Genomic DNA, 25,706 nt, shown 5'->3' with positions numbered 1-25,706 from the left:
GCTCGACCTTATCCACGATAAGGAAGTGCAGTGGATCGTGAACACCACCGAAACCGGCGCCGAAGCCATGGTCGACGAAATCCAGATGCGCTCCAAGGCTGTCGTGTCCGGCATTCCTATCACCACGACCATCGCCGCCCTCACCTCTACCGTGGAAGGCCTCATGGACAAGCACGACTTCGGAAGATTCGAAGTTTGTAGCTTGCAGGAGTATCACAGACACGTGAAGAAGTAAGGCGGATGGAAGAGGGGAAAGCGTGGGACTATCGCTTCGCTTAGTCCCAACTGTTCGGCTCAATCATGCCTGCAAGTAAACTTGCCGGCACGACGCTCGCCTTATGTAGTTGTCCCCTCACTTCAGCCCCGTCCCACCCTTAGTGTCAAGCCCGCGCAAGCGGGCTTCTCCTTTTTATACCCCACCCAAGCCGGGTCTTCCGCTACCCTTTCTAGCGGGCTTCAGACGCCAGCCCGCAACGCCGGGCTTTACTTCGCTCGCAATTGTCATTCCGGCCTCCGAGCCGGAATCTCCTATTAGAAAAAGGACGCTTTATAAAGCGTCCTTTTTGCATTCATATTTGAAAATTTTATACTATGTCAAATAAAACGTTAATGCATCCCAGCAAAGATCTTTTCCGAGTTTTCCCGTATTCATCCAAGCTATATCAAAATCAATACTTGGCCATTTTTTATTCTTTATGACAAACAAGAATCCATGCATATCATCAGCATCAAAAGTTACAAAACGACGATCTTGATTCCAGAATTTATTGTCAAAATTAGATTCTATCAGGGATTCTAATATTATAAGATCATCAAAATCATTTTCAACAGGACGATTTATTGCCAGGACTTCACTATCGGATTCCTTTGTATAGCATACTGCATACTGATCGCTATCAGCAAATTCAAGTTTCTCTCCAGAAAAATTTAATCTATAAACTTCACATTCCTTAAGATTACAGACATCCACTTTTATCGTCAGCATCGCCGAAACATTATCAAGAACCTTTTTAAAGTCTTCATTAAAACCATCTTCAGGACGAGGTGGATTCGAATACCAAAAATTGTATGAAACTAAAAAAGGGATTTTGTTATTATCCTTGTCCAGCACTGTCAACTCGCCTAATGGAGTCTGTAACTCCGTAACAACAGGCCAACCATTATCTCTTTGAAATCTAAAAAGATTATTATTTTTGGAATCAGGATTTTTAGTCCTGAATTTGCGTTGTAATTCCAACAGACTTTCCAACTTTTTCAGAATTTCATCCGTAGTCATATTTAAAAGATAATAAAGCCCAAAATCTAGCGAGCTAGGCGAGTACAACCTAATTGTACATATTGTGATACGCAAGAACGCCCATTTCTCGTAATTTGTGCGACGCTGTCTCACAAATTCGACGTTTTCCACACTTTTTTATGAGAAAAGAACCTCTTTCGCCAGCAAACTGCCGTTTTTTGATGAATTTTTGCAATTTTTTGAGCATACCTGAAAAGAAATTTTGCTGCAAAGTCCAAAAATGTCATATTCTGACATCGCAAGAGTGTATATTTGCAGGGAACGCTAAAACACCCGCCTTTTTCGCATGTAGGCGGCCGGAGGTAAATATGAACAGAAGCGAATTCATCGCCATGGCAAAGGACGTGCACGAGCATCCTGAGCACCTAGCAGACTACAGAAAGATCTACAAGAACGTTTATCCGTTCAGCGACGGCATATTCAAGATGCTCATGGCCAACGAGGCGAAACCCGAACGGACTGTGAAATTCTTGAACGCAATGCTCGGGCTCACGGGAGACAAGGCCATAAAAACATACACCTTGGGTGTCCCAGAGAATCCTGGAGTTCTCAACGACAAAACGGCTATCTTCGACATCTACGGCACTACGCAGGCCGGAGAACCAGTGCTGATTGAGGTTCAGCAGAATTTCAACACACTGTTCGTTGACAGGCTCATCTACTACACCGCCCGTGTCATCTCGCGAACGGTCAAAAAGGCTCAAGATTACAATCTGCCGCATATCTACGTACTCTCCATCCTGACCGAAAATCAGTTCCCGAGGGAGCGCGACACCTATCTCCACCACTCCCAACTCGTGCGAAATCGCCATCTGTTCTACAGCAAGCTGGACATCTACCTTGTTGAACTGGAGAAGTTTTTCGCCATCGAGGACCGCACCCTGCCCGAGAACCGCGAACAGTCCGACAGGGCCGAAATGCTGCGGATTTTTCGCGATGTCCTTGAAGACAAGGATATCCCCGAAGAAAAACTGAAACGGCTCCTTGACAAGGACTTTGCGAATGATGTATCTTTTAAGGGGTACACGGATGAAACCCTTCTAAATGAGGTTGACGGAATGACGGACATGCTTTACGAAAAACAGGGCTCGTACCTGCAGGGAAAGGATGACGAACGCAATGAAATTGCCATCGCCATGCTCGTCGAAGGTGATTCCATCGAGAAAATCGCCCGCGTGACCAAGCTTTCCGAGAATGACGTCCGCAAGTTGCAGGCAGAAACGCATAATTATTGACTTGAGTAATCCAAAGACAGAACAGCCCTCCAAGGAACTTTGGGACGAGCTGGGCTTCTAATAAAAAAGTCGTCCCTTGCGGGGCGACCATTCACTTATCTCAACACCACTCGTTGCGTCTTCGCGTTGCCTTGTTTGACCATGTACGCACCGCGGCTTAATCCTGCGTTTGTCATGGCGTTGCGGAGCTCGTCGATATGTTCGGCTTGGAATTCGCCGATAAACGCACCGATGGAGCTAAATACTTTATATGTGTTTTGACGGCTTTGGGGGACAGAAATCCTCCTGAAAGCAATTGCTTCTGTAGAATCTTTGGGCGGATCTACCTTTGGCTCTTGCCACAGAATGAATTCGACTGTCGTTGCGCTGCGGGCCGGGACGCTGTAGCTACACTTTGTCCCATCAACCTTGACTTCGCGTCCTTCCTTGAGGTTGCTATTGTCGTCGGTGACGTAGGGCTTTAAGCTTCCAATTTTTGTGCTTCCGAAGTCAAAGTCCGCCTTGAATTCCTCGTTCTTGGAATTGAGAATAACAACTGCGATTTTCGTTTTGAGGGAGTCACGGTAGGCGGTGACCTTTACATCTCTTTCGGGATTCTTGGTGGCGTCGATTCTTCTGGAGCCGGGTCGCGCAAAGCGGCTGAAGTTCCCCATGACCCAGAGTCGCTTGGTAGGCTCCACGTTATCGGGGTTGCCTTGTCCTTGCGGCCAAAGCGCTCCATTGCCGCAGCTGGGTTCGCTGCAGGAATAAATCCACCAAAAATGCCAAGCGTTCATGTTCGAAATTGTAAGGGCGTCGTGAATCATGTTTGCTACGCGAAGCGCGCTTCCCATGCCAACGTCTTCCCTATTGCTTCCGAGATCGTAGACTTCGGTTTCCCAGAATTCTTTGCCGGCCTCATGAATTTCGGGATAAGCGGCGGGGTCTCCGCCATATTCGTGCGTTCCAAAAATGTCCGTGTATTTCAGAGCAGCGGGATTGTTGAAAAAGGCTTTTTTGTAATTGGGGAATCCGTACCAGTTGATGGCTTCGGTGCCAATGATTTTGATGCCCGTGGTATCGAGGGTGGGGCCGAGATAGTCGCCTACCCAGCGCGCCAATTCATCGGGTTCGTAGTGGTTGTCGCCAGTGCCATCAGGCTCATTTTGCGACGAAATAGCGTACAGGTTGACTCCCGCCTTACGCATGTCTTGCGTAAACTTCAAGATGGTGTTGGCCCAGTCTTGAGCGTGATTGAAATCTAGGTGCTTTTTGTCTCCATCGTAATTTACGGTGTATTTGGATGTCCATGGCGCAGCCCAAACTTTAACGCCGTATTCACTCGCCTTTTTTGCAATACTTGTTTCGGAGGTGGAACCATCTGGAGCAATACGGATGCGGTGCAGCGTAAGCCCCGCGCCGCTAGTGGAATCCCAAAGGAAGGCGGCGTTCTTGTCGGTGATGGACCCGGCCCATGCGGATGCGGCACCAAAGCCGCTGATGCGCTGGTATTCCTTGCCTATGTCAACATTTATCGTTGCTGCACTGGCGAGGGTGCTCAAAAATGCGATGGAACCCGCAAAAAGAGAAAATTTCTTCATTGAAAACGTCATATAGCCTCCCAATTCAACTGTACATATTGTAAAGTAAATTGGAAAATTCACTTTTGATAAGGCTAAAAATGAATTCGTTTTGATAAAATGACAACGATAATGGTTTTATCCATCGTTGCAGAATCAAAATTTTCTATCAGGCTTACCTGTCCATAATTCATCATCACAGGTAATTCTATAGTTGACAAAATGAACGATTTTGCAAGCGTTTGTTTGCAGAACAACCGATCGCCTCGGTCATGACAACTTTTGCAAGCAAAGTTGTCGCGACTCTCGGCTTAGAATTGTTTGCAAAATTTGCAAAGTTTTGCTTTTTGAGAATACTCGGTTGTAAATTTCTTCCGTAACATGAACTGTATGGATTCTCCTTCGGAGAATGACTGCATTTTACTACAAACTTAACGGAGGGACTTTTGTGAATCAATCTATTCCTGAAAAACTGCAAGGCAAAACATACATCGATCCGAGAACTGATACCGGTTCCAAACGTTTTCTCAACATCGAAATGCAGAAAGCGGACCATGGATTCTTTATCGACCGAACCGTACTGTACAAAGCGTTCTTAATCATCAAAGGCAAACAGGAAATGGAAAACACGGAAGAATTCAAGGCGCTTACTAAAGAAGAGAAGGAAGGCAAGCCCCTCCCCGACTTTGGGAATGACATTGTCAACGAAGCCTTGAGCCGCATCAAAATCGAAAATCTGGACAAAACAACCTTAACCGAAGCGGAGAGAGAAATGACTACAAAAGAAGAACTTGCCTGTTGTTTCGCTTATGTGAGAATAAAAGGTAGAGAAGAAACAAGAAAAGACACCAAGCTCGAAATGGTCGATGCCATGCTAGCAAACCCTAAATTGACAGACGAAGATATCGCCGTTATTTCAGGAATTCCGCTGGACGAAATACAGAAGCACAGAGCGCAACGGTGATGTAATCAGGGGCTTTTGGATTACATTGTTATCCATAGAATGTTCTTTTTTAGGTTGATTTGAGATTATTTCAAGATTCAAAAAATGCTATGGCAATCTCCCAAAAGTGCTCTTATTTTTGCTACATTTTACTTGCAAAACTATAAGAAGGACTTTTTATGTCAAATTCCATTTTCTGTGGCAAAACGCTTTTGATTACCGGCGGTACGGGGAGTTTCGGTAACGCTGTTCTTAATCGTTTTTTGAAGACCGATATTGGCGAAATCCGCATTTTCAGCCGCGACGAAAAAAAACAAGACGACATGCGTCATGAATTTCAGGCAAAAATGCCAGATGTGGCCGATAAAATCAAGTTCTACATAGGCGATGTGCGCGACCTCGCCAGCGTCAAGAATGCCATGCACGAAGTGGACTACATTTTCCATGCAGCAGCCCTCAAGCAAGTACCGAGCTGCGAATTTTTCCCTCTCGAAGCTGTTAAGACGAACGTGTTCGGTACGGATAACGTGTTGACCGCTGCCATCGAAGAAGGCGTCAAGAATGTGGTGTGCTTGAGCACCGACAAGGCCGCCTACCCGGTGAACGCCATGGGAACCAGCAAGGCTATGATGGAAAAAGTCATTGTGGCAAAGTCCCGTACGGTGAGCCCCGAAAAAACGAAGATTTGCTGCACCCGTTACGGCAACGTGATGTGCAGTCGTGGTTCCGTGATTCCGCTATGGATTGACCAGATTCGCGCAGGTCAGCCAATTACCATTACCGAAGGTTCCATGACTCGATTCATCATGAGCCTTGACGAAGCTGTAGATTTGGTGCTGTTTGCATTCGAAAACGGCGTGAGTGGCGACATTCTGGTGCAGAAGGCTCCGGCTTGCACCATCCAGACCCAGGCAGAAGCTGTATGCGAACTCTTTGGCGGCGACAAGAACGCCATTAAGGTTATCGGCATCCGCCATGGCGAAAAGATGTACGAAACGCTCCTCACCAACGAAGAATGCGCCCACGCCATTGACCTGGGCAACTTCTACCGCGTGCCTTGTGACAAACGCGGCCTGAACTACGACAAGTATTTTAGCAAGGGAGACACAGAACGTAACACTCTCACCGAATTTAATTCTAGCAACACCAAACTTTTGAATGTTGAACAAGTTAAGGAAAAGTTGCTATCGCTCCAGTACATTCGCGAAGAACTCGCCAAGGCGGGTAAGTAATGAACATTCTCGTTACTGGAGCCAAGGGTTTCGTCGGCCGCAACTTGGTGGCTGCACTTAAGAATATCCGCGATGGCAAGGACCGCACGCGCGGAGATTTGATCATTGGTGATATCTACGAATACGACATTGATTCTTCTTTGGCTGAACTGGATGAGGCCTGTGCCCATGCAGATTTCGTATTCAATTTGGCTGGAGTAAATCGCCCCAAAGATAATAGCGAATTTATGGCTGGAAACTTTGGCTTTGCAAGCGACCTTCTAGAAACGCTCAAACGCCACAAGAATTTGTGCCCGGTAATGCTCAGCAGCAGCATTCAGGCAACACTCGCAGGCCGTTTTGGCAACAGCGAATACGGTCGTAGCAAAAAAGCTGGCGAAGAACTATTCTTTGAATACAGCAAAGAAACTGGCGCACGCGTGCTTGTGTATCGTTTCCCGAACCTGTTCGGCAAATGGTGCCGTCCGAATTACAACAGTGCCGTAGCGACATTCTGCAACAATATCGCGAACGACTTGCCGATTCAGGTAAACGACCCGAACGTGGACATGGAACTCCTTTACATCGATGACCTCGTCGAAGAAATGATTGCCGCCCTGAAAGGTCTGGAACATTACTGCACCTTTGACGGAATCAATGTTGTGCCTTGCTCACGTCATTGCGAGGAGCGTAGCGACGAAGCAATCTATTGCCATGTCCCGACAGTCCACAAGATTAAGCTCGGTGCCATCGTAGATTTGCTGAATAAGTTCCACGACCAGCCGAACACTCTCGTGATGCCCGAAATCCCGAACAACAGTTTCGAGAAAAAGCTTTACTCCACCTACCTGAGCTACTTGCCCAAGGAAAAGGTGTCATTCCCGCTCAAGATGAACGTAGATGCTCGCGGTAGTTTTACCGAACTTTTGAAGACGGTAAATTGCGGCCAGTTCAGCGTGAACGTGTCTAAGCCGGGAATCACCAAGGGTGAACACTGGCACCACAGCAAGTGGGAATTCTTTATTGTAGTGAGCGGCCGTGCCCTGATTCAGGAACGCAAGATTGGCACGGACGAAATCATGGAATTCGAAGTCAGCGGCGATAAAATTGAAGCGGTGCATATGCTCCCCGGTTACACGCACAACATCATTAACCTCTCGCAAACCGAAAACCTCGTGACAGTCATGTGGGCGAACGAATCCTTTGACCCGAACCATCCCGATACTTTTGGGGAGAAAGTGGTGAAATCGTGATAGATTGCTTCATCCTACGGGTTCGCAATGACGTCATTTCGAGCTACGCGAAGTATGATGCGTCATCCTCGACCGTCAGGGAGGGGATCCATAATTTCTTATTTTACGATTGCGGAAGGATCCAGGAACAATTATTATGAATATAAAGACAGATTATAGCAATATAAAATTCGCCGACAACGGCAAGCTGAAACTTTTGATTATCGTGGGCACTCGCCCAGAAATCATCCGCCTCGCGGCGGTCATCGACAAGTGCCGTAAGTACTTCGACTGCATCCTCGCACACACCGGCCAAAACTACGATTACAACCTGAACGGCGTCTTCTTCAAGGACTTGAGCCTCAAGGATCCCGAAGTTTACATGGATGCCGTCGGTGACGACCTCGGCGCAACCGTTGGCAACATCATCAATTGCAGCTACAAGCTCATGGTCGCTTGCAAACCCGACGCATTGCTAATTCTCGGCGATACCAACAGTTGCCTTTCTGCTATCGCAGCAAAGCGCCTGCACGTTCCGATTTTCCACATGGAAGCCGGCAACCGCTGCAAGGATGAATGCCTGCCCGAAGAAACCAACCGTCGCATCGTGGACATCATCAGCGATGTGAACATGGCTTACTCTGAACACGCTCGCCGCTACCTCGCAGACTGCGGACTCCCCAAGGAACGCACGTATGTGACCGGCAGCCCCATGGCCGAAGTCCTGCACAAGAACCTCGCGCAAATCGAAGCCAGCGACATTCACGCCCGCCTTGGCCTCGAAAAGGGCAAGTACATTTTGCTCAGCGCCCACCGCGAAGAAAACATCGACACCGAGAAGAACTTCACGAGCCTTTTTACCGCCATCAACAAGATGGCCGAAAAGTACGACATGCCGATTCTGTACAGTTGCCACCCGCGCAGCCGTAACCGCCTCGCCGCCTCGGGCTTCAAACTCGACAAGCGCGTGATTCAGCACGAACCTCTCGGATTCCACGACTACAACTGCTTGCAGATGAACGCATTCGCCGTCGTGAGCGACAGCGGCACGCTCCCCGAAGAAAGCTCCTTCTTCACAAGCGTCGGCCACCCGTTCCCGGCAATCTGCATTCGAACAAGCACGGAACGCCCCGAAGCGCTTGACAAGGCCTGCTTCTTCATCGCCGGCATCGATGAAAAGTCCCTCTTGCAGGCTGTCGACACCGCCGTCACGATGAACACCAACGGCGACTACGGAATCCCCGTGCCAGACTACATCGAAGAAAACGTCAGCACGAAGGTCGTGAAGATCATCCAGAGCTACACCGGCATCGTCGATAAAATGGTGTGGCGAAAGGGGTAGCAAACCATTACAATATTTTAAATGTCATTATCAAAAAGAGGCCTACCTACCGGCCTCTTTTTATATACACTTTAGTGTGGAACTCTCTTTTTACTTGGTTGCATAGCCTGACAATGAAGCCTTAAGCTCAAGAATCTTGCTTTCGGGCAGATGCGAGTACTTGACAATTTTCTCGATAGGTTCGTTGTTGGATAGCATATCGAGAGCCATTTCAACTCGTCCCTGTTCAAGACCTTGAATAAGCCCTTGTTCAAGACCTTGTTTATGTCCTTTTGCAATGGCCTTTTGTTCGGCACGAACTTCTAGTAAAGCCCAACGATCCAATTCTTCTTCTGTCCATACCATATCGTTAGCCTGGTCCTTGATGAGTTTTTCTGACGCTCGGTTCACTAAGATCCTGTGAATTGCCTTCGCAATAACGGAATCGTTGAAGTTCGGGAGTTTTTCTGCTTTGCCAGCGTGTTTGAGCAGGTAAAGCCAGCGATCCTCTGCGGTCACGATTTTTTCGAAGGTTTTGTTGAACTTCGTCAGGTCATATAGAATATACATCATCTTGTCGCTCAGCGTCAAGCCCTCCTTGCTGCGGACAGCCCAATCGCCACGGAAATTTTTCTGTTCGCTTATGGGAAAGTCGCAAATCCAAATGGCGTAGGTTGGCGGGACCTCGTAACGGTGGATTTCGCGTGTAGCGCGTTGTTCTTTTGTCAAATTGGTAGGAAGATTTCCAAAATTCAGCTGGTCCCATTCGTATTTGCTTTGGAGCATAAAGGCGCTATGCTGCAAAAGGACTCTATCGACAAAATAGTCGGGTTTTGCTTTCTGCATCTCCACATTAATGTGAATGCCATTCGAGGTTGTCGCTCGGATATCGAGCCTGAACGACTTGACTGCCGGAAAAATGACGTTGATTTCTGAATTCTTGATGACTACCGATTCAATTTTGTTACTCTCTTTTAGGTGAAATACTCCATTTAAGAAATTTACTAGAGCTTCTTCATCGCTTAATAAAGCCTTGAATGCCGCATCAAAGAGCGGGTCGAGATAAGTGTGTTTCTTGATTTCTTCGATGGTTTTGTCAACCAATTGATCACGAGAAGTTGTAATGGTAAATTCGATTGTTTTTTGATTTTCAGACATGATGATCCTTGCCAATACGGCGGTTAAATCCAGGAAGGCAAGTTTGCAGAGTTTGCCCTCCATTACATTAACACACTTTGGCGGTCTATTTGTCCGGAAACTTTTATGTAAAATATTCTTTAAGGGAACGCTCGTAAACTTTTGTAGGAGCCCTTTCCCATTTTGGGAAACCACTTAAACTTTTGTCGAAGTACTTTCCCAATTTTCGGAAACCCCTTAAACTTTTGTCGAAGCACTTTCCCATTTTTGGGAAACACTTTTGAAAATTATATTTTACAAACCAGCAGAATGCTCTGTTGAGGAAAGAACTTCAATATGCTTTACTTGCAAACATTTAATTGACAGACGAAGATATTGCCGTGTAATCAGTTTTTTTGATTACATTGCTATCCATAGGATGCCCTTTTGAGACATCCTATTTTTGCCCTTAAAAAAATTTGCGAAAGAAAATATACGTTACGGGTGAATTAAATCAAGCAATTCACCTTTGCGACGATATCGAACAAGCGCTCTTCTAAAAAAGCTCCCGGACAGGCTTTGTTCGCAAACCATTTGTGCATAGTAAGGTTTTGCAGTAATCTTCCATCTTCGCCACACTTCCCTATCAAAGACTTGTTGTGCATCCAGCGCAATTTAGCGATACCGTTTCGACGGCAGACATCAGCAACAAGGTAAATGAGGGACGCATAGGCCGCATCATTTACAGCATATGGCGATTTAGCATCGCTTGACACCTCGATGGTGATAGCCCGATGATCATTCGCGGCATTGCTGCTGCACCAGCTGCGGGACGATTCCGGCACAAACATGGCAATACGACCATCCAAGCCGATTCCGTAATTAGACGAAGCCTTGCGGGCCTTGTTGGCAAAGCACTCGCCAAGCTGTTCTACCGTCATTTGACCTGCCGTGCAATGAATAGTTATTGTATCGATGGCGTGTGTACGTATTGTCGTCTTGTTCGGCGACAATGCAACATAGGCCACTAAGGGGCTATTGGTAAAAGTGGACATTGGCATACTCCTTCTTCATACTAAATATACTATCTAATGATTTTTTCTGTCAAGTAGCATTCGACTCAAGGCATGAAGGGAATACTCTTAAACTTTTGTAGAAGCACTTTCCCATTTTTCGGAAAATATTTTCGAGTAAAGCTTTAGCTGACAAAATGAACGATTTTGCAAGCGTTTGTTGGCAAAATTTGCAAAGTTTTGCTTTTTGAAAATTTTCCGTTTTAATTTAGAACCTCTAAACTTTACAGAGGTATAATTATGAACATAAAATCTTTTGACGACCTTGACATCACCGACCCGATTATGTTCGGGCTCGTTTTTAGCAACAAGCACATCGCGCAGCCATTCATAGAGCACCTGCTGGGCATCAAAATCGATCACTTAGAAACGCCTGTCCCAGAGGCGGTTTTGAGCTACGATGCGGAACACAAGGGTGTTCGATATGATGTTTTCGCACGAGAAACGAACGAGAACGGAGAAACGATTCGTTCCTTTGATTTAGAGATGCAGATGGTCGATACCAAGGAACTCCCGCAACGAGCTAGATACTACCAAAGCGTGGATGATGGAGTAGCCCTTTCAAAAGGTGGCTTTTACACCAATCTTAAAGATCAATACATCATTTTTCTGTCCCCCAAGGACATTTTTAAGCATGGATTCCCAGTTTACCACTTCGAAAATAGGGCTAGAGAGGACTCCAACATCACCTTGGGCGACCGTACCTTTAAGAATTTTTATATATTTAATAAATACGAAGAGTTCGAGAATCCGGTTGTAAAAGCTTACATGAAGTATTTTGCGACAAGGAATGCAGACTCCCGTGAAACAGAAACCATCGATGACCAGGTATCTTATTACAAAGCCGACACTCTCATAAGGAACAAGTATATGACTTACGAATTTGACCTTCATGAAAGCAAGGAAGAAGGAAAGACTGAGGCCAAGCTCGAAATGGTCGATGCCATGCTAGCAAACCCTAAATTGACAGACGAAGATATCGCCGTGTAATCAGTTTTTTTGATTACATTGCTATCCATAGGATGCCCTTTTGAGACATCCTATTTTTGCCCTTAAAAAAATTTGCGAAAGAAAATATACGTTACCTGAAGGGAATACTCTTAAACTTTTGTAGAAGCACTTTCCCATTTTGGGGAAACCTCTTAAACTTTTGTAGGAGTACTTTCCCAATTTTCGGAAACCCCTCAAACTTTTGTAGGAGCACTTTCCCACTTTTGGGAAAGCTCTCAAACTTTTGTAGAAGCACTTTCCCACTTTTGGGAAAGCTCTCAAACTTTTGTAGAAGTACTTTCCCACTTTTGGGAAACCCCTTAAACTTTTGTAGAAGCACTTTCCCACTTTTGGGAAAGCTCTCAAACTTTTGTTGAAGCACTTTCCCGTTTTGGGGAAACCTCTTAAACTTTTGTAGAAGCACTTTCCCACTTTTGGGAAAGCTCTCAAACTTTTGTAGAAGCACTTTCCCAATTTTCGGAAACCTCTTAAACTTTTGTTGAAGCACTTTCCCAATTTTCGGAAACATTTTTGAAAATTACATTTTACAAACCAGCAGAATGCTCTGCCACGACACGTTTCACCGTGTTGCGGGATACGCCCGCCGTCCTTGCGATGTTCCTCTCGCTGAAGCCGAGATGCTTCAGCCGGAGGATTTCGCGGTATTTGGTCATGTGACCTCCATTGGAAAACCCGTCGCGACATTGCGACGGGCTATCCCATTATAGAGTTTTTCTTGACCGTTTGTGGGATGGCTCTGTTCGACCGGAACGGTGGCTCCGCATTTTCCGGAAGGGTGGCTCTCTAGCACCGGACTCGAGGTACATAAACAAACTATTTCTGCGAAAGGCTCTTGACACTACTTGTTCCTCTCGCTGAACCCGAGATGCTTCAGGCGGAGGATTTTGCTGTATTGGGACTTATGACCTCCATTTGTAATTTCCAGATTGGCGACTCCGCCAATCCGGTATAATCAAAAAACTACCTTCCCAAAATAGCCTTTACCTGCATAACTATTGATTCATCTAATTTCGGGTTAATCACACCTGTTTCAAACTTGATTTTGGGAGTCAAGAAGCTTGCTTCTGGAAGTGAAATATCGAACAAACATGGTTCATTATCTGCAATCCATCTGGCATATTCATCCAACGCCTCATAAGATTCCAATTTTGCCGCACGGATTCCGTAGGCTTTAGCAACTTTCGTAAATTCGGGAACAGTATATCCGCCACTTACTGCCGTTGCGGCAAATCTATCATCATGATTAAAATGCTGAGTTTCGCTAATTTTGCCCAAGACCTTGTTGTTGAGAATAAATATCTTGATAGGCAGATTTTCTCTATGAACAGTTTCTAGTTCTTGAATGTTCATCTGAAAACCACCATCGCCAGCAATGCAATAGACTGGCTTCTTTTTTGAGGCTATGCAAGAACCAATAGCAAATGGTAAGCCACATCCCATTGTTCCGTACCCACCACTGATATGAATTCGCCCTTCATGTCCTTTTAAAACAAGAGACTGAGCGCACCAACATTGATGCATGCCGACATCTATAGAAACATTTGGATTTTCAGGTAACAATGATGCAATCTTTTCGACGGCCATGTTACCAAGCTGTTTATCGTATGCCGACAAAAACTGCTTTGCCTCTAAGCATTGCTTTTTCCATTCGGAGTAATCCGGAACGGATTCATTCATCAGCATACGCATGAAATCGCATGCATCTGTATGATATTTTTTCTCATTTGCCTTTATGTTTCGACTGAGTTCATATTCGTCAATATCACAACGAACTAGGTCTGCCTTGGGAGCAAAGTTCTTAGTAACTCGTCCTACCTGACGAATTCCAAGACGCGCTCCGACAGAAACGATCAAGTCGCATTCGTTAAGAATCATGTTTGCCACACGATTCCCGTGTGTACCAATAAAGCCGATACGCAAATCATCCTGAGCCAAATCAACGCCATTCATCGTTGTAAGTAAGGGAATATTTGTCTTCTGAGCAAATTCATGGACCAAGTCTACAGCCCCAGCTGTACGAACGCCATTACCGACCAATAAAATGGGCTTTTTATATTTCGATTCAAAAATCATAGACTAGTCCTCCTTTGAAATGAGAGCTTGTTGAATATCTAACGGAAAATCGATAATAACGCCTCCCTTACGCCCTAGCAAAGCCATGTTATATGCTCTACTTACAATATCGACAAATCCTTCACTCGTGTTAGCTGTAACAGAATATTTAGTGATGCTCCTTGTCATGGAAACAAGTTCCATTTCCTGGAATCCATTTTGACGAATACCCGAAAAGCCCTTCATTTCATTTGTCGGAACATTTCCACAAATACCCATAATCGGGAATCCGTCGAACCATGCATCAGCAAGTCCACCAAGCCCATTGACTGCGCCCGGGCCAGATGTCGTAAAATATACACCCAATTTTCCTGTAGTTCTTGCAAAACCATCAGCAGCTAGGGCACACCCTTGTTCATGATAGCAGACATGCGTAGTTATTTCGTCTTTGCGCTTATAAAGTGCATCCATGAAGGGCACAATATAGCCACCAGCGTAACCAAATACATCGGTTACACCATGTTCAATCAGAAAATCCACCAAATATTCAGAGCAGTTCATTTTTTTCTCCTATCTTAAAATCAGCTAAACAGCAGTTCTTCGGGTACTTTTAACAAAGCTCCGAATAAGGCCAAATCTTCTTTTTTAGTAACCTTGATGTTACTAGTCGTCCCTTTGGCAAAATACACGCGTTCACCATAGTGAATAAGCAGTGAGCTTGTAAATGTGAAATCATGCTTGTTTTCTTTTTCGGCTTTTTCATAGCATTTTAAAGCCAAGGAATACTTGTACACCTGAGGCGAGGCGGTAAGCATAACGTGCTCCCTATCAACATCTGTAATGCCAGATTTTCCGTCTTCCGTATAAACGATTGGCGGATGGCATGCTATCGACGAAGACGCATTGCCGTTTTCGTGAGCTACACGAAGAACTTCGTCAATCGCTTTTTGAGGAAGAATCGGCCTTACAGCGTCATGAACAATTATAAAATCATCAGCATCAATTTTGTCTTTCAAGAAAAAAACGCCGTTTCTTATGGAATCGTGACCAGTATTGCCACCTTCGACAATCCATTCAACCTTAGTAAGTGCGTATTTTGCAATCAACTCGCGTAGATGATCAATCCAATCCTTAACGCATACAACCACAATTTTTTCAATCTGTGGATTTTTCTGGAAGTTTTCAATGGAATAAACAATGATTGGTTTTCCATCAACTTCCATAAATTGCTTGGGAATGTCTCCTCCCATTCTTTTGCCAACGCCACCGGCCAATAATACCACATAGTTTTTCATAATTTTTTCCTTAACACTCTATTGATTTTAAAATGTTGATAGTCCTCTCAATTCCGGTTCTGATACCATACATGGGTTTCCATCCCAAAGCCCTAAGTTTGCTACCGTCTAACCTAGCCTTTGTAGCCTTGCTGTAGCCTGCAGATTCAACTTCATCGGGAATGTCAAATACAACTTTTTTCCCACAAACATCAGCTGTAATTGCGGCGAAATCTTTAAGCATTATATCACCGCTTTCGTCTGCAATATTATATGCTTCGCCATTTTCTCCGCACAACAGAACTGTTAATAAGCCACTTACAGCATCAGCGACATATGTATAGCTGAAAAATTGAGTTCCCTTAGATTTCAGAACTATATCTTCTCCCGCGACACCTTTTTTTATGAATTGGCTAGCAGCCTTCGTATCGGACATAGACATTGTTGGGCCGAAAGTTCGCGTCAATCGAGGTATGACAATATCAAGCCCTTTTTGCGCCTTGTACGCTTGACAAAGAGCCTCTCCGCATCTTTTGGATTCTGGATATCCGGCACGAAGCGTATTGCAGTTGATGTATCCGCAATAATCTTCGGTAAACAAATCAACATCGCCACGATTTTCGCCATACATTTCATTGGAGGATGCAAACGCAAAACGAGTTGCATGATGCTTAACTGAAAAATCAAGCATGTTCTTCACACCCATCATATTTGTTAAAATCGTGCCAATAGGATCCGTTGAATACAGCAATGGATGTGTATTGGAGGCTAGATGAAGAACATAATCAACATTGCCTAAATAAGAACAAGCAAGAGGTTCTTGTATATTGTATTGAACAAAGACTAGCCTAGCGTCATCAGCATATTTTGAAAAGCGTAATTTTAATTTGCCTTCATTTCGACCAAGAGCGTATACAGTGCAGTTGAGATTTTCAGAAATATTTTTCTCCATCAGAACATCAACGAGAAAACTCCCAATCATTCCTGTTGCACCTGAAATCAGAATGGATTTATTTTGTAGCTTAATCCAAGGAAGATTCAACACCACAACAGAATGAACATCTTCAAGATAATGTTTATTTGAGTATAGCGACATCACAAAGCACCTTTATTTCTGATAATTTGTATAGGGATTTTCTAAATCAATTTTGTCTGTATAATGATGCGAAATTCTTTTTTCAACAGGCGGTAAAGTCATATAATTTCCATAAATATGTCTTAAATAAAGATCGTATGCTGCCGGGGCCATCAATTGATACCCTTCAAATTCAAGTCTCACAAAATCATCAAAACATTCTGCAGGAACGATTTCTCTACGGCCCCAAGCACCATTATAGTTTCTCATCAATTTTGATTTTTTTCCTGATTTAATAATAAATTCCCTTGCAACAACAGCTTGTTTTGTTTTTTTGAAGATGACAGACAAGAAAAAATTTGCAATTTTTCTCAAAAATGTATGGTGCAATTTTTTTTCAAAAAAATAGATGCTGTAAAACCTTTGCGCAATAAAAACAAAAAGAAGGTTTTTTAAAGTTCCCCAAATTCTATTTTCTGGATAATAATCTATCGGAAATACATCTATGAACACTCCATGATTCATCTTAACATTTTTCACACAGGTTTCGATAAAAGTTGTTCTAGAATCCCTTATTTTCGTATAATTAAAAGGAACTTCAGAGTCAGTTTTATAATTTTGCACAAAAAGATTTTGGGGCAGGAATTTTTGTGCTTTATCAATAAAGATCTCATAATCTTTTCTCAGCATTCCTATGTCAATGTCGTCATCCCATGGAATAAATCCTTTGTGTCTAACGGCACCAAGTAGAGTACCTCCGACCAAGAAATATTTAATCCCAAGTTTGCTGCATACCGCATCAATGCTTAATAAAGCTTCTAGCTCTATTGATTGTAATTTTTTCACATTTACTTCTTCACTCATAAAAACATTATTCCCTATCCAACTGGATGACTTATTGAAATTTTTTTCATAAAATTCTCTGTTAACATTCAATTATAAACCAATTCAACAACTTTCTTTTTATTCTTCCAAGCATTCCTCTCACACGATAATACATTCGTTTCGCAAAGGAGGGAGGCGGACAATACATTGTTATTAATTGATTAAGGGTGTATTTATTCAAATTGGTAAAGAACATTGTCCTCTTTGGATGTTGTTGGCTAGAACGAACAATGCACAAATTTCCCGCAATGGCTTTTTCAACTTTTGACGCACATACTGATAATTTGCCTTCTACAGATTTGAATAGACTCAACCCGTGGGCAGTGTTTAGCAATACAACAGAAATTCCCTTATCATCATCCATTTCGGGATGAAATTGCGCAATATTCCAATAGTCCCCAAGCGTAATATCAGCAATTCGAGGCAATTTGCCATAATGGCAATCGGCGCAACTTGTGTTCAGGCAGATATTTTGCAAGAACACTCGCATGAACCGGTTTTCGCGAAGCGTTTCAGAAATTTGAAAACAGTCTCCAGAGATTGTACTCAATGACGAAGTCATTGAGTACAATTTCCACCCGTTCCGCTTATCGCGAAAACGGGTGGACTTCACAAGAGCCGACTTGTCGTTCTCTATTTCAGCAACATACTTTTCAAAAACTTTCACACTAGGCGAACCATGACACACAACATCAACCGTGAACAAGTCGGCAGAGGTCGCCGCATTACCGAGAACCGCATAAAGACCAGCCACCTGGCAAGGCGTCCCCGAAAACAGCACTTTGCGCCCAGTCTTGAGCAGGCTACGGACCTCTCGATACACAAGTCCGACATCGGCCTGCACATACTTGGATCCGCGCAGTTTTGCCACGTCAGCCTTGTTGTCAACAACAATATGCCCGAAACGGGTTGGAGCTGTCTGCGCGACACCAACCACCACCCCACCGTCATCCAAAATGCGCTCCGCCAAAACAGTGAATATTCCACCGCTGGAAGACTGCAAACGGACAGCCTCGTCTTTCGCATAGGCTGCCACCGTTTTGGGCGACACATCCGCGACATTCGGGTTTTCAACAGATTTATTCCATGGGCAAGCGCGTTCGCAAGCACCGCATTCGACGCACTTTTCCGCATCAATAACCGGGCGATAAAAGCCATCGGCATTCAACTGCATTGAAATCGCGCTACAGGAACAGATGTTGGCACAAGCCGCGCAGGAGGAGCAATTCAGGACGGGGATATTCATGTTACGCCCTCTTGAGAATCTTCTTTATAGGCTTTAAAATCAAATCGCGTTCGTAGGAGTTCATCGAAAACATAAAGAACAAGGGTAAATAAACCAACAGATAAAGAACTATGCCCGTAACGAGTTTCACAACCGAATCAATGGCGTAAAGATGCAAAACATGGTAGGTCAACACGGTCAATACAGCAGGAACAATAGACATCTTTACAATTTCAATCCAGAAACCGACAATATCAATTTTCTGCTTAATCTGATAATACACATTCATCACCAAAATTTGCCCTAGCACAAGCGCCCCGGCAATAGCACATGCACAACCTATTCCACCATAATATTTAGACAGAGGAATCTGTGCACCTAAGCTAACAAGAGAAATGATCAAATACAGGAGTGACCTGAATTTCATCTGATTGCGGGCTTGCAAGATTGTAATTCCCAAATTCTGAATCAGCGGAACAGTCAGTGGGACAAAGAACAGCATTGCGATAATATAGGCGTCATCGTAGCCGGCCCCAGCCCATAAATAAATAAACGGTCGACCAAAAAGGAAGAATCCCGTAAGTACAAGAATCATTACGCAATATTGAATTCTACCAGTTTTGATAAATAAGTCCGAAATAGATTTTCCATCGGAATCGCGCACTGCCATTGCAGTCACCTTTGGAAGAAAAACTCCACTAATAGCCGTTGAAAAACTCATATACATACTTTCCAACATTATTGCAACAGCAAATACAGCAACAACAGCTGTACCGGAATATGCTCCAAGCACGAACTGTCCCGTACTCCAATAAATACGGTCCATAATAGCATTCAGGAATATCCAAAAAGAATAGATTGATACTTCTTTCAAAAAATCCCACTTGAATCTAGCAAATTTCAGTTTGATTTTCAGGTAGTGCTTGCAATACCAGAAATTCAGTACAAGCGTCAAGACATTGAATATGGTCGTAACGACCACCATGGCAATCGCCTTGTAGCCAAAGTTCAGAAGGACAATCATCGTCGCAGTATTCAAGACAATGCGTACGATGGCGACCACCTTCTGGAACACAAACTGTTCGTACGCCGTGATGATAGAGCCAAAGAGGCTGAACGGAAACGTAATCGCCAAATTGAAAACCATCAGTGCAAGGATAACCTTTGTACGCGAAAGTTCATTCGCCGTCATGGACACATCAAAAATATTCTCAGCATTCCAATACAGAACTCCACCGGCTAGCAACGCAATCAGGCCAATACCGCAATACAGCAAGAAAAACATCCCGAACATTTCGTACTGTTCATCTAGTTTATCTTCGGCCCTGAACTTTGCCGTATAACGGACAATGGCGTTACCAAAGCCCAAATCAAGAATCGTCAAATACGCAACAATGGAGGCCGCAATAGAATAAAGTCCATACTCCGACTTGCCCATCATGCGAAGCATAAAGGGTGTGTAGAGTAACGCCACCAAATTTTGGAGAGCCAAAGCTACGTATGAAAGAAGTGCACCTAATTTAAGCTGAGACATGTATTCTCAAAATATTTTTTTAGTAAAAAAGACAGAAAAATTAAATTTAATACAATTAACAATGGATATAACCAACTCAACAAACCTATTTTATAGTCAACCTTGAAAAAGTGAAGACAAACAATGTTAAAAACAGAATAAACTAACATATGTATTATATAGATATTCAACGACAGTTTTTCTCCAACATATTCGAGCATTTTGCAATAAGATCTATTAGGCATTTTAAGTGCAATCATAAAAACGGCTATAGAATAAGCAATTATTCCAACACACGAGAAATCAATAGATGCTTTAATAATTTTTGACAAAACGGCAGCCCCCCCCAAAAAAAAAACAATAAGAAATAATAATACATATGGTATTTAACCAAAATGAATTTATGTTTATGAATTAAATAACCTAACAAAAAATACGGCATCGCTTCTGTCATAAAATTTGTATGAAACACCCATGAAATATTCAAAGAATCACAAATTAAATTAAGAATTATCATTAAAGAGAATAAAAACGGAATTGCCGATAAAAATTTATTTTCTTTATTATGTTTAACAACAAAATACCACAATGCATATGTTTCTGCCATGGCGATTAAATACCAAAGAACTGAAGCCAGCCAGTTGCAAAAAACAAAAGCCATAAACAAAATCTTTAATTGGAAAAAATGTATGAAGAATTCATTAAGAACACCTCGAAAAGCATAAGAAAATACATTTTGAATAAAATACAAAACGCTTCCAACAAAAAGAATTTTCAGAATTTTCTTTAATCTTCTTTTTATGATCAATTCATTCTTGTCAAAAGCGAAAAAGCCTGAAATCATAAAGAAAACTGGAACAGCAAATCTAGACAGTCTTTCAACAACAGAGCCAAACAATCCAGGAAAATTAACGTGGATAAACACAACCCCAATACAGCCAAAACATTTAAGAATGTTTAACACATAAATTTTTTCAGCTATTTGGCCATATTCATATTTTACAATATTTGACGAATTTTCCATTTATTCTACATTTTCTCCAATTACATTCCGAAGTTTTTGTTGAACATACATTTGTTCTTTAAAAAGAATGCTCTCAAAGAGATTGTAGTCAACATCTTTATCGTATTCATCTAGACTTCCTGAAAAAATTTGTTTCTCTAGGCCGTACTTTTTTAACATATCCGTAATTCGGTCATTCATTTTTGCAAAAGGTCCCGTCAAAAGTAGTGTTGTAAACCTTTTCCGATATATCATCGAAAATACAGTTCCATGGAATGAATTTGTCACAACCATTTCTGCATTTTCCACCAATTCAAGCCATCCTTCAATCGAAGGATATTCCTTAGAATATTTATCTGTTCGTCCTTGACTTGCTACATAAATCACATCAAGTCTTTTCTCTTTTGCATATTCATAAATCTTAGCGACATCAAATTGTAATTTATTTCCTAAAAGATAGAGCAATATGTAGGGTTTTCTTGAAAATAAAATTTTATCTTCATAAAGTTTTTTGTAATCATTCTTTGTAAGCAAGAGCGTCGGATCAGGTACACATTCTGCTTGACAAACATCATATTTTTTAAAGAATTCTAAAGCTTGTTTTTCTCGCAAAGAAACATAATCAAAATCTTTAACATAGTTTTTCAAAGCGATTCGTTCATTTTCGTTTGGTTTATATCCACCCATTGATGCTGCATAAGCTATTTTTTTTGCGCCATTTGGAGCGAATTGTAAAAAATAAAGTGGCGACAAAGAATTCCAAACTTGATCACTTCCTGTTATATAAGCGTCAAAGTATAATGGATTAGAAAAGAAATCTTCTATATAAATAACATCAGTTGATGGAATATGTTTTCTACGAAAATCATCGAAAAATCTTGGATGAGCATCATTCATAGCTCGACTTTTTTTTACAAGTTTTTTCTCCAAAAGAACATAAAATAGCTTGCTAGGAGTTTTTAATAAAGTTAAAAATGTTACAATTTTATGAAAAACAGTCGTTTTCACAACAGTTCGCATCTTTATCAGTTGCGGTTCGTATTCCATTTTTTTCAGAAATGAAGACAATGCAAAACACTGCAACAACTGCCCATAATTATCTTGTGAATTCCAGAAAGTAACAATTCCGATTTTTTTCATACAACTCTCATGAGGCTAAATAATAAATGTTGTTTCAAAAATAGATTTCAATCTTTGAAAGCCAGAATTAAAAGAGAAGTATTCTTCATATTTTTCTTGAATAAAAATTCTTGAAAAATTTTTTTCTTGAACATTCTCTATTAGTTCTATCAAATATTCTTTAAATTCCATTTCATTGTGAAAAATTTTAAAGAAAGGTGTATCGTAAAAAAAGTCATAACCTCTTGCCGCCTTTTCATGACAGAGCACAGGGATTCCGTTTCGTAAGCCGTCCATTACCCTTAATTTTAAACCGCCTCCAATTCTTGTTGGACAAAGATACACATCAGACTGTTGAATTACGTCATCCATATTTTCAGGGTTCTTTATTAATTTTACATTAGCATGTTCACGACAAAGCAGAATAATATCTTCTGTTGGATTTTTCCCCGAGATGATAACTTTGCATTTAGATGGCATGCAAGAAAATAACTTGCTAAAGAAATACTTAATTCCATCATTTGTTTGAAAACTACAAAGAGTTCCTGTAATCGAGAATGTTATACAATCACCATTTTCATTTTGTCTAATTTGGGGCAAATGAGTATTGGACATATATTCAAATGTTCCTAGAACCGCATTTTTGTTAAGAGAATGTTTGTAAACATTTTCGAAAGTTACAAGATCTTGTTTAGTCAAAAAAAGATTCAAATCAGATTTTTGATACGCTTTTTTTTCGTTCCTCACCACATGATGCAAAAAAAGCAATCGATTTAACCATTTTGAATTATCTTTATAATACTCGTATTCATAATTATGGTGTATAGTTATCGTTTTAACGCCATTTTTTTTCGCATAATCAACCAACTGACCTGCAATAGAGCTGTGGTCAAATACAACATATTCATAGTGTCCTTTTTTAATGATTCTTTTTGCAAATCTTGTGTATCGATTTAAACGACCTGTTACAACACTTAGCAGTTTATAAAAAAAAGGACGTTCAGGGGCAAAAAAAATTTTTCCCTTAGTAAAATTATCTTCACTATTGTTTTTTAATTCAATTTCATTAGAACATATTAAATCAATAGCACCATTAGCAAGTTTGCAGAACGCATTAAAATAAGCGTGAGATGCTAGGTCCCCTCCGTCTCCTCGCCCAAAAGGATTATGCATGCATATGTATAATATTTTCATTTTTTTTCTCCAAATTCAACCAAAAAAGAACTACTACACTCCAAAATTCGGAATGAAGAATTACTCCTTCAGTATTAAAGTTAACAAGCAAAATTCCTATCCAACCTATTGTAGCTGCTTTTGAGAAATCTAATTGTAACGTCATCATTATTATCATAAACAAAAAAAGAGCAAGTCCCCAAAGCCCCAACTCGGCAAGTATAACCAAATAGCAATTATGCGGCGCCGTTTTATAAACAGAGTTAATGCAATTCGCAATATCTTTATTTGGGAAAACCTGTCCCAATCCAACACCCATATAGTGAGATTCTTGAACAACATTTAAAGCTTTTTCAAATAAACGGTCTCTATTAGTCATAACATTTGCATCATATGATAATTGAACGTTCCTTTCTATTAAAGGATTAAAGAATCCTAGATGATAAGAACCAACAAACGCACCAAATATAAGGAAAATAAAGAAAATTTTTTTTACTGTTATTCCTTTTGAAAAATAGAACACCAAACAAACCGTAAACAAATAGATACTCCATGTAAAAATGGAAGCTCTGCTAATTGTAAGTAACATAGAAATTGAAGTAACCATATAAAGAAATATTTTAAGCATTATTGATATTTTATATTTCGAAGTACATATAAAGCCAAGAATCATCAAAATAAATGCCGTCCCAGTTGCAGATCCTATTGTTGTTGAAATTCTAAATATATTAGCAATCTCTTGATGTTCAATTTCATTTCCTGTTGACGATGTATAATTGAGAATTCCAAAAGAATACAGTATCGTTTCAACGCATAAAATAATTAATGTTGGAATCACAATATATTTAGAATTTTCCATCTGCTCTTTTGAAAGCGGATAAAATACAAATATGATTGTCACCCAAAGCCACGAAAAATCACTCGTCAAAGGTAAAAGTATCTCAGAATTATTATAGGCTACGCCTATAATAAAAGTATAGCCAATCAATAAAAAAGCAATAAGTTTAAGTTTTTTTTCAAAAGTAATTTGCCAAAGTCCCTTTCTAACTAGGCAAATTCTTCTTTGAAAATAAAGATATAAAAGTAAAGTTAAATCTGGTAAATATAGATTATAAAATTTAAAATCTATAACAAATAACGTTTCAATAGCAGAAGGAAAAATCCAACGGCTTATCATCGGAAAACAGAGTAAAAAAGGGACAATATAATTAATATAAATCATATTCGGTCAGATTGTTTATAATCATCGTCTTTAGAAATGAAACCGTTATATTTTTTGTACTCTTCATGAGATTGACTCGTTATTGCACCTTCTTTTAATTTCAATACAAATGTTTCTAACATTTTATTAGAAATTTGGTTATAAAAAGGGTAATCCTCTTTAAACTTCTCTACATTCTTTGAGGCGTTAAATTCAATTTTGGCTTTTTGCAGAGCTTTCTTTAACCCATCTTTGTTTTCGTAAACGACAAAATTTTCACCTAATAATCCAGCCGATTTTTTATTTATAGATTTATTTAAATAATGAGCGGGGACCCATTCTAAATAAGGCGTAAATATTTTTGCACCACACAACTGTAATTCAACAATTGGCAAACCAAAGCTTTCTCTACAGCTCACTAAATATACAGAAGCTTTTCTATAAATTGCTCGAATTTGTTTTGTTGTATAACGGCCGTGTAATTCGATGAATTTTACACCAAGTTCTTCTAATGTTTTTTTCTCTTCAGAACGTTTTATTTCATGCCCTGGACGAGGAAAATCAAGAAGTACGATAAAATCATCTTGTTCAGGATATAAATCTTTGCTATTTACATCCATGCCTATACAGGTATAAATTTTAGGAATTCCTTTCGGAATAGCAAATTCAGTCACCAAACCTACAGGAAGATACCAATCATACTGTTCTAAGCCCCTATAACCCTCATTCATGTATTTCCACCAACCTTGATTCGGTAAATAATGAAAATCGTAATTGACAATAGGCTTGTTAAATTTCTCTCTTAGCCAATCAATCCTTTTGTTTTTTAAAAATGCACTTGGGCAATTATTCACAATGATAATGCAATCACATTCTTTTAAAAGCTTTCGTCTTTTGGCTGTTAAGAAAAAAAACAAACCAAAGAATCGATAAATGAATAAATCTTTTTGTTTATGTTTTATATTTAAATAAATCCTATATATGTCAGCTATAACAACTTTAAAAAGATTTAAATCACTCAACCAATAAATTCCATTATATAGAATTTCAGAAGAGTGCCCCATTTCTATCAAAGTTTTTTGCAATCCATTTGCAAGAGGTTTTATGTAATTATACGATCTGTCTGCAAAAATAACAAATTTCATTATAGAAAACCTTCTTAAAGATGAAAATCAATGTGTCAACACC

At 41.1% G+C, this 25,706-nt stretch carries 23 protein-coding genes and 1 pseudogene; 7 read left to right on the top strand and 17 right to left on the bottom strand.

Annotation, left to right across the window (positions count from 1 at the left end; genetic code table 11):
* A partial coding sequence (locus HUF13_RS09910) for a hypothetical protein (RefSeq protein ID WP_173474974.1) occupies nt 1-235 on the top strand: 235 nt, incomplete at its 5' end.
* A 354-nt stretch (nt 236-589) separates the two neighbouring features.
* On the opposite strand, the gene HUF13_RS09905 is transcribed toward HUF13_RS09910, so the two are convergent.
* Nucleotides 590-1,276, bottom strand: coding sequence for a hypothetical protein (locus HUF13_RS09905; protein ID WP_173474973.1), 687 nt, complete (start codon nt 1,274-1,276; stop codon nt 590-592).
* Between the two features lie 329 nt (nt 1,277-1,605).
* Here HUF13_RS09905 and HUF13_RS09900 point away from each other — a divergent pair, with 329 nt between their 5' ends.
* Nucleotides 1,606-2,532, top strand: coding sequence for a PD-(D/E)XK nuclease family transposase (locus HUF13_RS09900; protein WP_173474972.1), 927 nt, complete (start codon nt 1,606-1,608; stop codon nt 2,530-2,532).
* Between the two features lie 95 nt (nt 2,533-2,627).
* On the opposite strand, the gene HUF13_RS09895 is transcribed toward HUF13_RS09900, so the two are convergent.
* Entirely contained in the window at nt 2,628-4,112 is a 1,485-nt protein-coding gene (locus HUF13_RS09895) for a glycoside hydrolase family 30 beta sandwich domain-containing protein (RefSeq protein WP_304039057.1), read from the bottom strand.
* Between the two features lie 388 nt (nt 4,113-4,500).
* On the opposite strand from HUF13_RS09895, the gene HUF13_RS09890 reads away from it, so the two are divergent.
* From HUF13_RS09890 to HUF13_RS09875, 4 genes are all read left to right on the top strand, one after another.
* Nucleotides 4,501-5,055 (top strand): hypothetical protein, encoded by a 555-nt coding sequence (locus tag HUF13_RS09890; RefSeq protein ID WP_304039056.1) that lies wholly within the window; start codon nt 4,501-4,503, stop codon nt 5,053-5,055.
* 158 nt (nt 5,056-5,213) lie between these two features.
* Nucleotides 5,214-6,266, top strand: coding sequence for a polysaccharide biosynthesis protein (locus HUF13_RS09885; protein ID WP_304039053.1), 1,053 nt, complete (start codon nt 5,214-5,216; stop codon nt 6,264-6,266).
* Entirely contained in the window at nt 6,266-7,498 is a 1,233-nt protein-coding gene (locus HUF13_RS09880; RefSeq protein WP_173474970.1) for a capsular polysaccharide biosynthesis protein CapF, read from the top strand. Before HUF13_RS09885 ends, HUF13_RS09880 begins: the two co-directional genes overlap by 1 nt.
* A gap of 136 nt (nt 7,499-7,634) precedes the next feature.
* A complete protein-coding gene (locus HUF13_RS09875) occupies nt 7,635-8,819 on the top strand; it encodes a UDP-N-acetyl glucosamine 2-epimerase (RefSeq protein WP_173474969.1) in 1,185 nt (394 codons plus the stop codon).
* 90 nt (nt 8,820-8,909) lie between these two features.
* Here the strand turns inward: HUF13_RS09875 and HUF13_RS09870 are convergent, their stop codons facing one another.
* Nucleotides 8,910-9,956: an Rpn family recombination-promoting nuclease/putative transposase gene (locus tag HUF13_RS09870; RefSeq protein ID WP_173474968.1), complete on the bottom strand. Its 1,047-nt coding sequence runs from the start codon at nt 9,954-9,956 to the stop codon at nt 8,910-8,912.
* A gap of 467 nt (nt 9,957-10,423) precedes the next feature.
* Entirely contained in the window at nt 10,424-10,969 is a 546-nt protein-coding gene (locus HUF13_RS09865) for a peptidoglycan recognition family protein (RefSeq protein WP_173474967.1), read from the bottom strand.
* 258 nt (nt 10,970-11,227) lie between these two features.
* Between HUF13_RS09865 and HUF13_RS09860 the strand changes: the two genes are divergently transcribed.
* Nucleotides 11,228-11,977, top strand: a complete 750-nt coding sequence (locus HUF13_RS09860; protein WP_173474966.1) for a PD-(D/E)XK nuclease family transposase — start codon at nt 11,228-11,230, stop codon at nt 11,975-11,977.
* Nucleotides 11,978-12,546: 569 nt separating this feature from the next.
* Here the strand turns inward: HUF13_RS09860 and HUF13_RS09855 are convergent.
* From HUF13_RS09855 to HUF13_RS09795, 13 genes and pseudogenes are all read right to left on the bottom strand, one after another.
* Nucleotides 12,547-12,651 (bottom strand): annotated as a pseudogene (locus tag HUF13_RS09855) (transposase); the annotation flags it as partial.
* Nucleotides 12,652-12,958: 307 nt separating this feature from the next.
* The gene (locus HUF13_RS09850; protein ID WP_173474965.1) at nt 12,959-14,071 is read right to left on the bottom strand and encodes a thiamine pyrophosphate-binding protein; all 1,113 of its coding nucleotides are present in this window, start codon (nt 14,069-14,071) and stop codon (nt 12,959-12,961) included.
* A 3-nt stretch (nt 14,072-14,074) separates the two neighbouring features.
* Nucleotides 14,075-14,611, bottom strand: coding sequence for a thiamine pyrophosphate-binding protein (locus HUF13_RS09845; protein WP_173474964.1), 537 nt, complete (start codon nt 14,609-14,611; stop codon nt 14,075-14,077).
* A 20-nt stretch (nt 14,612-14,631) separates the two neighbouring features.
* Entirely contained in the window at nt 14,632-15,345 is a 714-nt protein-coding gene (locus tag HUF13_RS09840) for a 2-C-methyl-D-erythritol 4-phosphate cytidylyltransferase (protein ID WP_173474963.1), read from the bottom strand.
* 10 nt (nt 15,346-15,355) lie between these two features.
* Nucleotides 15,356-16,420, bottom strand: coding sequence for an NAD-dependent epimerase/dehydratase family protein (locus HUF13_RS09835; protein WP_173474962.1), 1,065 nt, complete (start codon nt 16,418-16,420; stop codon nt 15,356-15,358).
* 12 nt (nt 16,421-16,432) lie between these two features.
* On the bottom strand, nt 16,433-17,263 hold the full coding sequence (locus HUF13_RS09830; protein WP_173474961.1) for a phosphorylcholine transferase LicD: 831 nt from the start codon (nt 17,261-17,263) through the stop codon (nt 16,433-16,435).
* 61 nt (nt 17,264-17,324) lie between these two features.
* A complete protein-coding gene (locus HUF13_RS09825; protein ID WP_173474960.1) occupies nt 17,325-18,530 on the bottom strand; it encodes a Coenzyme F420 hydrogenase/dehydrogenase, beta subunit C-terminal domain in 1,206 nt (401 codons plus the stop codon).
* 1 nt (nt 18,531) lies between these two features.
* Complete coding sequence (locus HUF13_RS09820) at nt 18,532-20,043, bottom strand: oligosaccharide flippase family protein (RefSeq protein WP_173474959.1); 1,512 nt, start codon at nt 20,041-20,043, stop codon at nt 18,532-18,534.
* A 262-nt stretch (nt 20,044-20,305) separates the two neighbouring features.
* Nucleotides 20,306-21,046 carry an acyltransferase family protein gene (locus HUF13_RS09815; RefSeq protein ID WP_173474958.1) on the bottom strand — a complete coding sequence of 247 codons (741 nt, stop codon included), beginning with the start codon at nt 21,044-21,046 and terminating at the stop codon, nt 20,306-20,308.
* Complete coding sequence (locus HUF13_RS09810; protein ID WP_173474957.1) at nt 21,047-22,165, bottom strand: polysaccharide pyruvyl transferase family protein; 1,119 nt, start codon at nt 22,163-22,165, stop codon at nt 21,047-21,049.
* A 15-nt stretch (nt 22,166-22,180) separates the two neighbouring features.
* A complete protein-coding gene (locus tag HUF13_RS09805; protein WP_173474956.1) occupies nt 22,181-23,338 on the bottom strand; it encodes a glycosyltransferase in 1,158 nt (385 codons plus the stop codon).
* Nucleotides 23,310-24,539: an O-antigen ligase gene (locus HUF13_RS09800; protein WP_173474955.1), complete on the bottom strand. Its 1,230-nt coding sequence runs from the start codon at nt 24,537-24,539 to the stop codon at nt 23,310-23,312. Before HUF13_RS09800 ends, HUF13_RS09805 begins: the two co-directional genes overlap by 29 nt.
* Complete coding sequence (locus tag HUF13_RS09795) at nt 24,536-25,663, bottom strand: hypothetical protein (protein WP_173474954.1); 1,128 nt, start codon at nt 25,661-25,663, stop codon at nt 24,536-24,538. The genes HUF13_RS09800 and HUF13_RS09795 overlap by 4 nt, the downstream gene beginning before the upstream one ends.
* Nucleotides 25,664-25,706 lie beyond the last annotated feature (43 nt).

Origin of the sequence: Fibrobacter succinogenes, from assembly GCF_902779965.1 — a bacterium.
In the GTDB taxonomy this organism is placed as follows: Bacteria; Fibrobacterota; Fibrobacteria; order Fibrobacterales; family Fibrobacteraceae; genus Fibrobacter; species Fibrobacter succinogenes_F.
The sequence above is the reverse complement of the archived record's forward strand: the minus strand, read 5'-3'. Positions and strand labels throughout refer to the sequence as shown.

Bases quoted from the DNA above. Each gene is read 5' to 3' on its own strand.
- HUF13_RS09905 (WP_173474973.1), bottom strand. From the start codon at position 1,276: ATGACTACGGATGAAATTCTGAAAAAGTTGGAAAGTCTGTTGGAATTA.
- HUF13_RS09900 (WP_173474972.1), top strand. From the start codon at position 1,606: ATGAACAGAAGCGAATTCATCGCCATGGCAAAGGACGTGCACGAGCAT.
- HUF13_RS09895 (WP_304039057.1), bottom strand. From the start codon at position 4,112: ATGAAGAAATTTTCTCTTTTTGCGGGTTCCATCGCATTTTTGAGCACC.
- HUF13_RS09890 (WP_304039056.1), top strand. From the start codon at position 4,501: ATGACTGCATTTTACTACAAACTTAACGGAGGGACTTTTGTGAATCAA.
- HUF13_RS09885 (WP_304039053.1), top strand. From the start codon at position 5,214: ATGTCAAATTCCATTTTCTGTGGCAAAACGCTTTTGATTACCGGCGGT.
- HUF13_RS09880 (WP_173474970.1), top strand. From the start codon at position 6,266: ATGAACATTCTCGTTACTGGAGCCAAGGGTTTCGTCGGCCGCAACTTG.
- HUF13_RS09875 (WP_173474969.1), top strand. From the start codon at position 7,635: ATGAATATAAAGACAGATTATAGCAATATAAAATTCGCCGACAACGGC.
- HUF13_RS09870 (WP_173474968.1), bottom strand. From the start codon at position 9,956: ATGTCTGAAAATCAAAAAACAATCGAATTTACCATTACAACTTCTCGT.
- HUF13_RS09865 (WP_173474967.1), bottom strand. From the start codon at position 10,969: ATGTCCACTTTTACCAATAGCCCCTTAGTGGCCTATGTTGCATTGTCG.
- HUF13_RS09860 (WP_173474966.1), top strand. From the start codon at position 11,228: ATGAACATAAAATCTTTTGACGACCTTGACATCACCGACCCGATTATG.
- HUF13_RS09850 (WP_173474965.1), bottom strand. From the start codon at position 14,071: ATGATTTTTGAATCGAAATATAAAAAGCCCATTTTATTGGTCGGTAAT.
- HUF13_RS09845 (WP_173474964.1), bottom strand. From the start codon at position 14,611: ATGAACTGCTCTGAATATTTGGTGGATTTTCTGATTGAACATGGTGTA.
- HUF13_RS09840 (WP_173474963.1), bottom strand. From the start codon at position 15,345: ATGAAAAACTATGTGGTATTATTGGCCGGTGGCGTTGGCAAAAGAATG.
- HUF13_RS09835 (WP_173474962.1), bottom strand. From the start codon at position 16,420: ATGTCGCTATACTCAAATAAACATTATCTTGAAGATGTTCATTCTGTT.
- HUF13_RS09830 (WP_173474961.1), bottom strand. From the start codon at position 17,263: ATGAGTGAAGAAGTAAATGTGAAAAAATTACAATCAATAGAGCTAGAA.
- HUF13_RS09825 (WP_173474960.1), bottom strand. From the start codon at position 18,530: ATGAATATCCCCGTCCTGAATTGCTCCTCCTGCGCGGCTTGTGCCAAC.
- HUF13_RS09820 (WP_173474959.1), bottom strand. From the start codon at position 20,043: ATGTCTCAGCTTAAATTAGGTGCACTTCTTTCATACGTAGCTTTGGCT.
- HUF13_RS09815 (WP_173474958.1), bottom strand. From the start codon at position 21,046: ATGGAAAATTCGTCAAATATTGTAAAATATGAATATGGCCAAATAGCT.
- HUF13_RS09810 (WP_173474957.1), bottom strand. From the start codon at position 22,165: ATGAAAAAAATCGGAATTGTTACTTTCTGGAATTCACAAGATAATTAT.
- HUF13_RS09805 (WP_173474956.1), bottom strand. From the start codon at position 23,338: ATGAAAATATTATACATATGCATGCATAATCCTTTTGGGCGAGGAGAC.
- HUF13_RS09800 (WP_173474955.1), bottom strand. From the start codon at position 24,539: ATGATTTATATTAATTATATTGTCCCTTTTTTACTCTGTTTTCCGATG.
- HUF13_RS09795 (WP_173474954.1), bottom strand. From the start codon at position 25,663: ATGAAATTTGTTATTTTTGCAGACAGATCGTATAATTACATAAAACCT.